The organism is Marinobacter sp. KMM 10035 (assembly GCF_046537445.1).
In the GTDB taxonomy this organism is placed as follows: domain Bacteria; phylum Pseudomonadota; class Gammaproteobacteria; order Pseudomonadales; family Oleiphilaceae; genus Marinobacter; species Marinobacter sediminicola.
Genome location: NZ_JBBVMG010000001.1, coordinates 2,284,419 through 2,296,676, shown reverse-complemented (window position 1 = coordinate 2,296,676; position 12,258 = coordinate 2,284,419). Strand labels below are relative to the sequence as shown.

General features: G+C 53.7%; 9 protein-coding genes. 2 read left to right on the top strand and 7 right to left on the bottom strand.

Features of this window, described 5'->3' with window-relative positions; translation table 11 throughout:
* Positions 1-3: 3 nt before the first annotated feature.
* Genes AADB16_RS10300 through AADB16_RS10285 form a run of 4 tightly spaced genes read right to left on the bottom strand, consistent with a single transcriptional unit; the run spans position 4 to position 4,553 of the window.
* Entirely contained in the window at positions 4-882 is an 879-nt protein-coding gene (locus AADB16_RS10300) for a polysaccharide biosynthesis protein (RefSeq protein ID WP_309043333.1), read from the bottom strand.
* Positions 882-2,459 carry an XrtA system polysaccharide chain length determinant gene (locus AADB16_RS10295; RefSeq protein ID WP_410803058.1) on the bottom strand — a complete coding sequence of 526 codons (1,578 nt, stop codon included), beginning with the start codon at positions 2,457-2,459 and terminating at the stop codon, positions 882-884. The genes AADB16_RS10300 and AADB16_RS10295 overlap by 1 nt, the downstream gene beginning before the upstream one ends.
* The gene (locus tag AADB16_RS10290; protein ID WP_410803056.1) at positions 2,459-3,097 is read right to left on the bottom strand and encodes an XrtA/PEP-CTERM system exopolysaccharide export protein; all 639 of its coding nucleotides are present in this window, start codon (positions 3,095-3,097) and stop codon (positions 2,459-2,461) included. The genes AADB16_RS10295 and AADB16_RS10290 overlap by 1 nt, the downstream gene beginning before the upstream one ends.
* A gap of 49 nt (positions 3,098-3,146) precedes the next feature.
* Complete coding sequence (locus AADB16_RS10285) at positions 3,147-4,553, bottom strand: TIGR03013 family XrtA/PEP-CTERM system glycosyltransferase (RefSeq protein ID WP_410803054.1); 1,407 nt, start codon at positions 4,551-4,553, stop codon at positions 3,147-3,149.
* Between the two features lie 301 nt (positions 4,554-4,854).
* Here AADB16_RS10285 and AADB16_RS10280 point away from each other — a divergent pair, with 301 nt between their 5' ends.
* Positions 4,855-5,763: an XrtA system polysaccharide deacetylase gene (locus AADB16_RS10280; RefSeq protein ID WP_410803052.1), complete on the top strand. Its 909-nt coding sequence runs from the start codon at positions 4,855-4,857 to the stop codon at positions 5,761-5,763.
* A 31-nt stretch (positions 5,764-5,794) separates the two neighbouring features.
* Positions 5,795-6,832, top strand: coding sequence for an ExeA family protein (locus tag AADB16_RS10275; protein WP_410803050.1), 1,038 nt, complete (start codon positions 5,795-5,797; stop codon positions 6,830-6,832).
* 16 nt (positions 6,833-6,848) lie between these two features.
* Here AADB16_RS10275 and prpD read toward each other — a convergent pair whose 3' ends face one another.
* From prpD to acnD, 3 genes are all read right to left on the bottom strand, one after another.
* Positions 6,849-8,333, bottom strand: coding sequence for a 2-methylcitrate dehydratase (prpD, locus tag AADB16_RS10270; RefSeq protein ID WP_410803048.1), 1,485 nt, complete (start codon positions 8,331-8,333; stop codon positions 6,849-6,851).
* A gap of 98 nt (positions 8,334-8,431) precedes the next feature.
* Positions 8,432-9,610: a 2-methylaconitate cis-trans isomerase PrpF gene (gene prpF / locus AADB16_RS10265; RefSeq protein WP_410803046.1), complete on the bottom strand. Its 1,179-nt coding sequence runs from the start codon at positions 9,608-9,610 to the stop codon at positions 8,432-8,434.
* 17 nt (positions 9,611-9,627) lie between these two features.
* Positions 9,628-12,240 carry a Fe/S-dependent 2-methylisocitrate dehydratase AcnD gene (acnD, locus tag AADB16_RS10260; RefSeq protein WP_309043325.1) on the bottom strand — a complete coding sequence of 871 codons (2,613 nt, stop codon included), beginning with the start codon at positions 12,238-12,240 and terminating at the stop codon, positions 9,628-9,630.
* Between the last annotated feature and the right edge of the window lie 18 nt (positions 12,241-12,258).

Here is a 12,258-nt window from a genome sequence, read left to right as displayed (position 1 = left end):
GTGCTACTCCTGAAAAATCAGGCCGGAGAATTTGTCAGATCCAAGCGCATCCACGGAATCTTCAATGATTTCCCCTGTGACTTCACCAAATGGAACGCCGAATACTATCTGGTCTGCGAAACGCTCAAGAATCCGCGCCTCGGTATTTTCTCTGAAAGGCGGCGCATTGAGGACAATGCAGCGATCAGGATAACGAGCCTTCAATTCAGTAATCAGTTCCCGCATACGAACGGCGGAGAACAACTCAACCGCAGAAGAGGCCTGGGTACCTGCCGGAATCACTGTGAGCCGCTCTACACCGCTGGAATATAGGATGGATTTGATGGCCATGGAGCGATCGGCAACGAAATCCGTCACACCCGCATCCATAGGGCTGGAAACCAATCCTGCCAATTCATTACTGTAAGGATCACAATCCACAAGCAAAGCAGAGGTTTGTGAGTCCAGAGCAAACGCGGCTGCCAGGTTGTAAGCCGTCAGCAGGCCACCGGGGCCGCTGCCTAAACTGCTGAACATAACCGTGAAGCTTTTCCCCTCACCCGCCCGGTTGCGCAGTTGTATACGCAACTCCCGGTATGCATCCATGACTTCTTTATCGGCCATACCCGAGAAGATTATTTTTCGCTCGCGTAACTGCTCACGACTCCAGGGCCGCGGATTACCAATCAATGACAAAGAGACCGATGCATCGTAAACCGTGGGAGGGTGATCATTCCGATTGGTATCCACCCGGGTCCAGTTTGGCTTTTCTCTGTCGGAGCCTGCGTAGGGGCGCTCTGTGCGGAAGTTGTCGTCCGCATTTGCTTCACCACGACCATGCTTGAGTTGGCGTTGTTCTTCCTGGCTTTTAAGCAGGGCATTATAGAGTTTGTTGTCTTCCATTAGATGCGACCTCCCCCCAGCCCGGTTAACTCGCCCGCTTTGTTGATCAATTGTTCGGGGGTAATGCCCATCACGCTGAACACAAGCACAGCCAGATACGCTGTCATAAACACCGCCAGCATCAGCAGAATCGACAACACATCTTTGCGCAGCAAGCGATCTTTCCAGGTACTTCTGTAATGGGGAATGCTGGTCAGCACGGGAATGGATTCCGGCAGGGCCAATTGCAGTGCGCGGGGCGAGCGAACACGCTGATCAAACATCACGAGCATTACCAGCAGACCCAAAACCATGGCACTACCTAGGAACGGGCCCGCAAGACCGACCTGATACAATTGCAGGCCATCCCAGTGAGTAGGATATGTGGCTGGCTCCTGAATCTTGTAGCTTACGCCTTCACCCTGAACGTCCAACGTCATCGACAACCGGGCTTTTTCCCGGCGCTGCAGCATGTCTTCGTAAACACCACGGGTCACGTCGTAATCCCGGGTTAATTCTGAAAGCTGTGCTTGGTTCTCTGCCACGCGTTGCGAGCGAACAAACGATTCTTCGAGAAGTCGCTCCAGGGATGCAAGGCGGTTTTTCTGAACGGCCAACCGGGTTGTGCTATCGGAGAGTTGAATTTTAAGGTTTTCGTATACCGGATTTTCCATCACCTCGGTAACACCACCATCCCGATCATCATCGGTTTGCGTGGATACGCGCTTCTCGAGATCGGCAATCTGATCCTGAACGCTGACCACATCGGGGTGACGTTCATGATAACGCAACAACAGCGAGTCCAATTCCTGCCGCATAGCGACTAACCGCCTCTCGGCAGAGGACTTGCCTGGGTCTACAGTGATGCGGCGTACCGGCTGCTCGTTCGCCAGCTGACTGCGGGTAAGCTTTACCTCAGATTCGGTTTGCTGGATTTCCAGCTTAAGGTTTTCAATATCCCTGCGCAGATTTTCTATTCGTGCGAGAACGCTACTCTCAGTGCCATCCTGGTTACCGGATTTGAATTCCTTCAACCGCTGCTCGGCTTCTTCAAGCTGGCGCTGGTAGGACTTAACCTGGGAATCAATAAACTCAAACGCCCCCTGACTTTCGGAACGCTTCTTTCGCACGGTGCGCTCGATAAAACGGTTCAATACCGCGCTGAGAACCTGGAAGGATTCGTCTGGGCTTCTACTGGTATAGCTCAACTCAAGGAAATTTCGGTTGGATACCCGAATGCCGACCTGCTTTCGCAAATCGCTGATTTTTCCGTTCCGAATTGCGTCCGTTTCACCGCCCCTGATCAGCCCGGTATCCAGAGCAACCTGCTCAAGAAATGTCCGGCTCTGCATCATCTCGCGAGCTTCGTTAATACGATCAAGCTGAGTCACTTCTGCCTGGCCCCGTAACAAGGGCTGCAGAATATTGGATTGGTCGGCGTACAAAACTGCATGGGAGGTATAGCTTTTAGGTGTTACATAGCCCAGCGTCAACACTCCTGCAGTCACGGCCATAAAAATGATGACCGCAGCCAATCTGTGCCGGTAGAGCTCAAGCTTTACCGCACGAAGGGTGTCGAGAATGAACTGTATGTCCATTAGAGCTCGCCTCGGAACAGCTGTTTCCGGGGCACGCTGATGACATCCCCAGGCTGCAAGCTATGGTTTGTGCGCATGTCGCCATCGGTCAGAATGGCCTCAAGATCCAGCCCAAAACTTTGATATTCGCCGTTGATCTGGCGATGCAGAACAGCACGGCTATCGGCTGCAAAATCAGTAACACCACCTGCCATCAGTACAACGTCGAGCACGGTCATGCCTGGCTGAAAGGCCACCGATTGTGGCGTTCCCACCTGTCCGGTCACGCGAACCCGGTTACGGAACTCTTTACTGAGCGGATTGGTAACCATCACGGTTACTTCGGGCGTGCGAATAAACTCGCCCAGGTTGTCACTGATTTCAGCCGCCAGCTGCTCGGGCTTTTTACCTTCAGCTTTCACATCGCCCATCAGGGGCATGGAGATATACCCGTCCGGGCGAACCACAATGGATTGCCCCAGCTCGGGGTTACGCCATACGTGAATAGAGATGGTGTCGCCCACCCCAATCTCATAGGGCTCGGCCTCCAACTCGGATGCCGGAGGCATGTCGGCGGAAGACGGCAAACCTGCGCAGGCCGTAATAAACAGACCCAGAATTGCAATCAAACCCATCCGCATAAACGTGAAGCTAGTCATAAATGCCCTCCAATCCCTTATTGTTCTGTAGTTCAGTATGGCAGAACCGTTACCGTACGCCTTTACCCAGGAGGATCACTTCCACTGTTTGGATCATGATCAGAAAATCCATCAAAAGGCTATGATTTTTGGAGTAGTAAAGATCGTACTCCAGCTTACCCCGGGCGTCTTCAACGGATGCACCATAGGGATATTTAAGTTGCGCCCAGCCCATCAGGCCAGGCTTTACATAATGTCGGGTATCGTAAAACGGAATTTTCTCTTTCAGTTCAGAGACAAACTCTGGCCTTTCCGGGCGTGGCCCAACGATGCTCATTTCACCTTTGATCACGTTATAGATCTGCGGCAATTCATCCAGGCGCGTGTTGCGTATGAACGCACCTACCCGGGTAACTCGGTTATCATTCGCTGACGCCCACTGGGCTTTGCCATCTTTCTCGGCATCTTGCCGCATGCTCCGAAACTTGTAGATTCGAAATTCCTTACCCAGCATACCTACACGGTTCTGGCTGTAGAGGATAGGCCGGCCGGTTTCCAAAAATACGGCAATCGCGGTAAGAATAATAAACGGTATCATGACGGCGAGAAGCGTGAGGCTGATCAACAGATCCAAAGATCGTTTTGCAAAAGCACGTGACTTTGATGCCTTAAACCCTTCGGAAAACACAATCCATGATGGGTGAACCATATCGAGCTTGGCTTTCTTCAGCTCCCGCTCGTAAAAATCTATGCCGTTGGTAATGGCAATACCGCGAAGTTTGCACTCCATCAGATCCGGAACAGGAAGCCATCCGCCCTCATTACGGCGGCGCTCTTGTTGCGCGATAACTATTTCCGACACTTTGTTTTGCCGACAGAACTGGTAGAAATCGTAAGGCGTAGGCAATAATTTGTCGGCATCGACCGCTCCGTTCGGATTATCCGAAATACAGCCGATGATTCGCACGCCCAATGCGCGCATATTGCGCTCGTACTCATCAAGAAGATTGGCTGCAAAATCACCAGCCCCGAAGATCACTACACGGCGCACCAGCGTCTCCGAATCCACCACTCGTAAAAACGTCAGCCGCAAAATAATGACAACCAATGATGCGCAAATAACCGCCCAAAACAGATTTGTGCTGCCGGGGTTTGCCGTTGGTACGATTAGGTAAAGCACTTTCAGGCCGATTCCGCCGACAAAGCAATAGGCAACCAGGGTGCGAAAAAACAGGGCTGAAAAGCTTTCATGAACCATGGCAAGGTAGCCGCCCATGGCAAGGGTTCCGCAACTCAGGATCAGAGCGAACAGGCTCGCTGAAAGGATATTTGTGTCAACCGATGGGTAACCGACCCCCGCAATGGAGAGCAGCAATCCCAGAGAGGAAAAAATCGCATAAAGAACGATAAATTCCAGCGCAGCAAGCGCGAGATAGGGAATATGAAGATAGTGTTTTCTGAACCGTATATACGTCACGCCGAACTTCCTTGTCGTCTGCACAACAACCTGCGCCAGACCAACATCAAATTCTCCAGCAGATCACGCTCACTTAGCTTTGAGCGACACCCTTTCCACTGGTTCCTTTTTAATTTAGTGGCCCATTTTGCGCTGGCCAGCAAGTAATCTCAACACATTGTATCTTTTGGTTACACAGTTTTACATTGTTTTTCGTTGCAAGCAGACTTTACTTGCATCAAGAATTGTATTTGCGCGGGCAGTGAGTGAAAATTAAGGCCTAGGTACTGTTTTTTATTGGTACCACTGGAAAGGAGCACCCATGCCAAGTCAGGATAGACCCCAACCTTTGCACGCCATGAGCATAGACGTAGAAGATTACTTCCACGTTGCGGCTCTTTCTGGTGTGATCCGCCCAGAGCAATGGGGCTCGCTACCCTCCCGGGTGGAGCAGAACACCGAACGGCTGCTGGCGCTGTTTGAAAAGCACGATGTGAAGGCGACCTTTTTTGTGCTTGGCTGGGTTGCCGAACGATTTCCTGGCCTGATTCGAACATTGTCCGACCATGGCCACGAAATCGCCTCCCACGGGTACAGCCACCAACTCATCTACAACCAGACTCAAGATGTGTTCCGGGAAGAAACGGTTCGCTCCAAAGCACTCTTGGAAGACATCACTGGCAAATCTGTTGACGGTTACCGCGCTGCAAGCTATTCCATTACCCGTGAGTCTCTCTGGGCGCTGGATATATTAAGCGAAGCAGGATTTACCTGGGATTCGAGTATTTTCCCGATTCGGCATGATAATTACGGCATCCCCGATTCTCCAACCGCACCCTACTCTATCCAAACCGCCAGCGGGGCGATCATCCGTGAGTTCCCGTTAACCACGGCGCACATCATGGGGCTTTCCATTCCCGCGGCGGGGGGCGGTTATTTTCGCCAGTTCCCTTACCCGGTATTCCGGTATCTGTTTCGCAATGCGTCCGGTTTTGGGGCGCGACCGCAAATGTTTTACCTGCACCCTTGGGAAATAGACCCGGACCAGCCACGTTACGATAACGCAAGCTGGTTTTCCCGCTTCCGACATTATACTAATCTGGACCAGTGTTACGGTCGCCTTGAGCGCTTGCTTGGGGATTTCCGATTCGGAACTGTGAGTGAAAGCTATAATGCCTACGAACCAGACAAAACCCTGCTGCGCAGCGATCAGATGATCCGCCTCGCCTGATTCAGGGCAATGAGCTGAACAGGAATTGACTATGTATCTGGAATTTTTCGGTCTCCACAGGCATCCCTTCCGTATTACGCCGGAAGACGATTTCATTTACATGAGCCAGCAACATTCACGGGCTTATGTATACATGTCTTCAGCGATCTGGAGTTCTGAGGGCTTTGTGGTTATCAGCGGTGAGATTGGGTCTGGCAAGACAACCCTTTTGAAAAAGACCATCCGCAACCTTGAAGGTAATCTGAAGCTGCTCAACATCTCTTACACCAACCTTGAATCCAAGGATCTGTTTGGCCTCATTCTTCGCAAGGCGGGGATGAAGGTGGAGGACGAGAGCAAAGTAGCCATGCTTTTCCAGATCTCGGACTACCTTGAGCAGATGGCAAAAGCGGGTACACCGGTGGTATTGACCATTGATGAAGCCCAGAACCTCACTCGGGAAAACCTTGAAGATATTCGTATGCTGGCCGGTATGGAAAGCATGGGCGGGCCCTCAATGCGGGTAATTCTCCTGGGCCAGCCAGAACTCAAACAGGCCGTACTGGATATCCCGCAGCTGGCCCAGCGGGTAAAGCTGTTCTTCCACCTGGAAGGCCTCTCTCCAAAAGAAACCGCTGAATATATTGATTACCGGCTTCTGGTTTCCGGCCATGGCGGCAACAAACTGTTTGATGGGGACACGGTTCGCGAGATTCACAAGCTGAGCAAGGGTATCCCACGTCTGATTAACAAGCTGTGTGACGGCATGATGATGTGTGCTTACTCGGAAGACCGGCCGTTTATTGACCCCCATGACTTGAAATCCATTCGTAAGGATTTGCTGGGTGATGATCTGCCTGCGAACACGCCGAAGTTGACTGGCCTGAAGAAGCGGGAGCACGCGACCCCAGAACAAACCGGGACCTCTGGCGATTTGGCGAGTGTGGGCCAGGCGCTCGTCCGCATGGCGGAAGCACTGGAGCGCATCGACAGCAGGCTAGCCAACATTTTCCCCGACGAGCAATCTGCCCGCAGGGAAAACCTTGGAGTGCCGGATAATGTAAAACCCCTATCTCCGGGCAGAAAGTAGACGCTGTTCGACCCGATCAGATAACGAACATGCCCACAAACTCGTGAACCGGGATGTTTTCCAGGCTCTTCTGGTTTTTGCAGGCGCCGAAGATCTGCTCGCATCTTTGCGCCGGAAAGCGGGTTGCCAGATTAGCCCGGAACTTGTCAGATAGAAGTGGAATGCTCTCCTCTCTGCGCCTGCGGTGACCTATCGGGTATTCCACAGCCACTTTTTCCGTGCTGGAGCCATCCTTGAAGAACACCTGGATGGCATTCGCTATAGAGCGCTTATCTGCCTCAAGATACTCACGGGTATAGCGCTCATCCTCAACGATTTCCATCTTGTCTCTGAGCTCATCGATGAGTGGGTTGGCTTCGTGGAAGCTGTCTTCGTAATGCTCAGCCACCAGATCACCAAAAATGAGCGGCACAGTTGCCATGTATTGCAGGCAGTGATCTCTGTCTGCAGCATTCGCCAGTTTACCGACCTTGGAAATGATGCGAATGGCAGATTCGTGTGTGGTTATTACGATTCGGTCAATCTCTTCGAGACGATCTTTAACCTGTGGATGAAGCGTTACCGCGGCTTCGGCTGCCGTCTGGGCATGGAACTCTGCGGGGAAAGATACTTTGAAAAGTATGTTTTCCATCACATAGGAACCAAACTCCTGAGGTAACGAAAACTGGCGCTTGTCTTCCGGTTTCAAAGCCTGGTCTTTGTTGGTTTTGCTAAATAGCACATCGTAAAAACCCCACTGAGGCGCGGTCAGTGCGCTTGGGATACCCATTTCCCCGCGCATGGCGATGTCTGCAAGTCGAACGGCACGGGACGTGGCATCACCGGCAGCCCAGGATTTCCTCGAACCGGCATTGGGTGCGTGGCGGTATGTTCGCAGGGCCTGACCATCAACCCAGGCATGGGAGAGCGCAGACAGCATTTGCTCACGAGTGGCGCCCATGAGCTTCGCGGTGACGGCTGTTGAAGCCACTTTCACCAATATAACGTGATCCAGACCCACGCGATTGAAGGAGTTTTCCAAGGCGAGCACGCCCTGGATTTCGTGGGCCATAACCATGGCTTCGAGAACGTCGCGCATGGTGAGCGGTGCCTTCCCTTCCGCAACGCGCTTTTGCGACAGGTGATCCGCTACAGCCAGTATGCCACCGAGGTTATCCGAAGGATGCCCCCATTCCGCCGCCAGCCAGGTGTCGTTATAGTCGAGCCAGCGCACGATACAGCCGATATCCCAGGCTGCTTTTACAGGATCGAGCCTGAATGAGGTACCGGGAACCCGGGCGCCGTGGGGAACAACCGTGCCCTCCACAATCGGCCCAAGGTGTTTGGTGCAATCCGGAAAGCGTAAAGCCAGCAGGCCACAGCCAAGGGTGTCCATAAGACAGTGGCGCGCCGTGTTCCAGGCTTCCTTGCTCGTTACTTCATAGGTGAGGACGTAATCGGCGATCTTCTGGAGGGCTTCGTCGTAATCGGGGCGTTCGTTGAGATCGAATGTGGCTGACATAGCACCGGCTCCTTCGATTTGAGTGTCTGCTTACTACAGCCTAGCAAACTTAGCGCTCAATGACCGAAAGGAGCCGGTTACCCGTTTTTCACTTACTGTTAGAAGCTATCTCCGGGCACCCTCACCCATCCTTCCATCAGGATGCGGGCACTTCGGCTCATGATGGCCTTGGTGGCTGTCCACTGGCCGTCTATTTCTTTGGCTTCTGCGCCAACTTGCAGGGTGCCTGACGGATGACCAAAGGTGACTGAGGTGCGGTCACCGCCGCCTGCGGCCAGGTTCACCAGTGTTCCGGGAATGGCCGCTGCGGTTGCGATAGCCACTGCGGCTGTGCCCATCATGGCGTGGTGTAGCTTGCCCATGGAGAGAGCGCGCACTAGTACGTCGATATCACCTGCAGCAATCTTCTTGCCACTGGACGACGTGTACTCCGCAGGCGGCGCTACGAAAGCCACTTTTGGCGTGTGCTGTCGGGCGGCAGCTTCTTCGATATTCTGAATCAGCCCCATCTTCACAGCGCCATGGGCACGAATGCTTTCAAACATCGCCAGGGCTTTGGGATCGCTGTTGATGTCGTCCTGCAGTTCCGTGCCGTTGTAGCCGACAGCGTCGGCGTTGATAAACACCGTGGGGATACCGGCATTGATCATGGTGGCTTGCAAGGTGCCAACACCGGGAACCTCCAGTTCGTCCACCAGGTTTCCGGTGGGGAACATGGAGCCTTCGCCATCGGCTGGATCCATGAATTCCACCTGCACTTCGGCTGCGGGAAAGGTTACTCCATCCAGCTCGAAATCACCGGTTTCCTGCACTTCACCGTTGGTGATGGGCACGTTGGCAATGATGGTCTTGCGGATATTGGCCTGCCAGATGCGCACCACCGCCGTGCCATTTTCCGGAATGCGGTCTTTTGCGACAAAACCACTGTTAATCGCAAAAGCGCCGACAGCAGCAGTCAGGTTGCCGCAATTGCCGCTCCAATCCACAAAGGGCTTGTCGATGCTTACCTGGCCGAACAGGTAATCCACATCGTGGTCTGGCTGAGTGCTTTTGCTCAGGATGACCGTCTTACTGGTGCTGGATGTAGCGCCGCCCATACCGTCGGTTTGCTTCTGGTAGGGGTCTGGACTGCCGATTACACGCAGCAACAGGTTATCCCGCGCCGGACCCGGTGTACGGGCCCTCTCGGGGAGATCGTCCAAACGGAAAAACACACCTTTACTGGTGCCGCCACGGATGTAAGTGGCGGGGACTTTGATTTGCGGTGCGTGACTCATTTCATTGTCCTCATTGTTCAAACCGCACCTTCAGACTGCAAAAAGTCCTCAGCAAACCGCTGTAACACGCCACCTGCAGAATAGATGTGCAACTCCTCTGCGGTATCCAATCTGCAAAGAACGGGCACCTTCTCAGAGCTACCATCTTTGCGGGTGATAATCAGCGTTAGCTTGCCGCCAGGTGCTGGCTTGCCTTCCACATCAAAGGTTTCAGTGCCGTCAATTTTCAGCGTTTTGCGCGTAGTGCCTTCCTCGAACTGCAGGGGCATCACGCCCATACCCACCAGGTTGGTACGGTGAATACGCTCAAAGCCTTCAGCTGCGATAGCTTCAACACCCGCCAGCGCAACGCCTTTCGCGGCCCAGTCACGGGAGGAGCCCTGACCATAGTCGGCACCGGCAATGATGATCAGCGGCTGCTTGCGCTCCATGTAGGTTTCAATGGCTTCCCACATGCGGGTGACTTTACCTTCCGGTTCGATCCGCGCCAGAGAGCCCTGCTTCACCTTGCCGTTTTCGTCCAACACCATTTCGTTGAACAGTTTCGGGTTGGCAAAGGTAGCGCGCTGAGCTGTCAGGTGATCGCCACGGTGGGTTGCATAGGAGTTGAAGTCCACTTCCGGCACACCCATTTTGTGCAGGTATTCACCGGCTGCGCTGTCCATCATGATCGCGTTTGAAGGCGACAGGTGATCCGTTGTGATGTTGTCTGGCAGAACCGCCAGCGGGCGCATACCTTTCAGCTGCTTCTCACCAACCATGCCACCTTCCCAATATGGCGGGCGACGAATATAGGTACTCATCGGGCGCCAATCGTACAGTGGACTAATGTTGGCGTGGGCTTCCTGGGTTACATCGAACATCGGAATGTAGGTGCTGCGGAACTGCTCGGGCTTCACCGATTCTTTTACGATGGCGTCGATTTCTGCATCATCCGGCCAGATGTCTTTCAGGGTGACAGCATTGCCGTCCTTATCGTAGCCAAGCACATCTTTCTCGATGTCGAAGCGGATGGTTCCGGCGATGGCGTAAGCAACCACCAAAGGTGGTGAAGCCAGGAATGCCTGCTTGGCGTAGGGGTGAATCCGGCCATCGAAGTTACGGTTACCGGAGAGCACTGCCGTCGCGTACAAATCGCGATCAACCACTTCTTTCTGGATAACCGGATCCAGCGCGCCGCTCATGCCGTTACAGGTGGTGCATGCGAAGCCCACCACGCCGAAGCCGAGATCTTCCAGCTCAGGTAACAACCCGGCATCGTTGAGGTACATTTCAACGGTTTTAGAACCCGGTGCCAGAGAGGACTTCACCCAAGGCTTGCGGGTAAGGCCTAATTTATTGGCATTACGGGCAATCAGGCCGGCAGCAACCATGTTGCGAGGGTTACTGGTGTTTGTGCAGCTGGTGATAGCAGCGATGATTACAGCGCCATCCGGCATTTTGCCTTCTTCCTGCTCCCACTCACTGGCAATGCCACGTGCAGCAAGCTCAGAGGTTGGAAGGTGCGCGTGAGGGTTGGAGGGGCCTGCCAGTGTGCGCACAACGGTAGAAAGATCGAATTTCAGAACCCGCTCGTACTCGGCTGTCTTCAGGGCATCTGCCCACAGGCCTGTGTGCTTGGCGAACTTCTCTACCAAAGCGACCTGCTCGTCTTCACGGCCGGTCAGTTTCAAATAATCGATGGTTTGGCCATCGATGTAGAACATGGCAGCCGTCGCGCCGTATTCCGGTGTCATGTTGGAAATCGTTGCACGGTCACCGATGGTCAGGCTGTCTGCGCCTTCGCCGTAGAATTCGAGATAAGCACCGACTACGCGCTCTGTACGCAGGAATTCAGTCAGGGCCAGCACCATATCGGTACTGGTAATGCCTGGCTGCAGTTTGCCGGTGAGCTCAACACCCACAATATCCGGTAGGCGCATCATGGAGGCACGGCCCAGCATCACGCTCTCGGCTTCCAGACCACCAACACCTACGGATATAACACCCAAGGCATCCACCATTGGCGTGTGGCTGTCTGTACCTACACAGGTGTCTGGAAAAGCTACCTTCTTGCCTTCGCCATCTGCGCGGGCCTGAACTACCGGAGACATTTTCTCCAGGTTGATCTGGTGCATGATTCCGTTACCCGGCGGGATAACATCCACATTCTTGAACGCTTTTTTGGTCCAGTTGATGAAATGAAAGCGGTCGTCGTTGCGGCGGTCTTCAATTTCACGGTTCTTCTCGAACGCGTCTTCCTCGAAACCGGCGTGCTCAACCGCCAGAGAGTGATCCACAATCAACTGGGTTGGCACAACAGGATTCACTTTAGCGGGATCACCACCCTTCTCTGCAATGGCGTCGCGCAGGCCTGCGAGATCCACCAGAGCTGTCTGGCCCAGGATGTCGTGGCAAACCACGCGAGCCGGGTACCAGGGGAAGTCGAGATCACGTTTGCGCTCGATGAACTGCTTAAGGGAATCAGTCAGCGCATCGGGATCGCAGCGACGCACCAGCTGTTCCGCCAGAATTCTGGAGGTGTACGGGAGCTTGTCGTACGCGCCGGCTTGAATGTCTTCAACGGCCTGGCGGGTATCGAAATAATCCAGGTCGGTACCTGGTAGGGGTTTACGGTAGTTGGTGTTCATTAAGAGTACTCTTGTGTT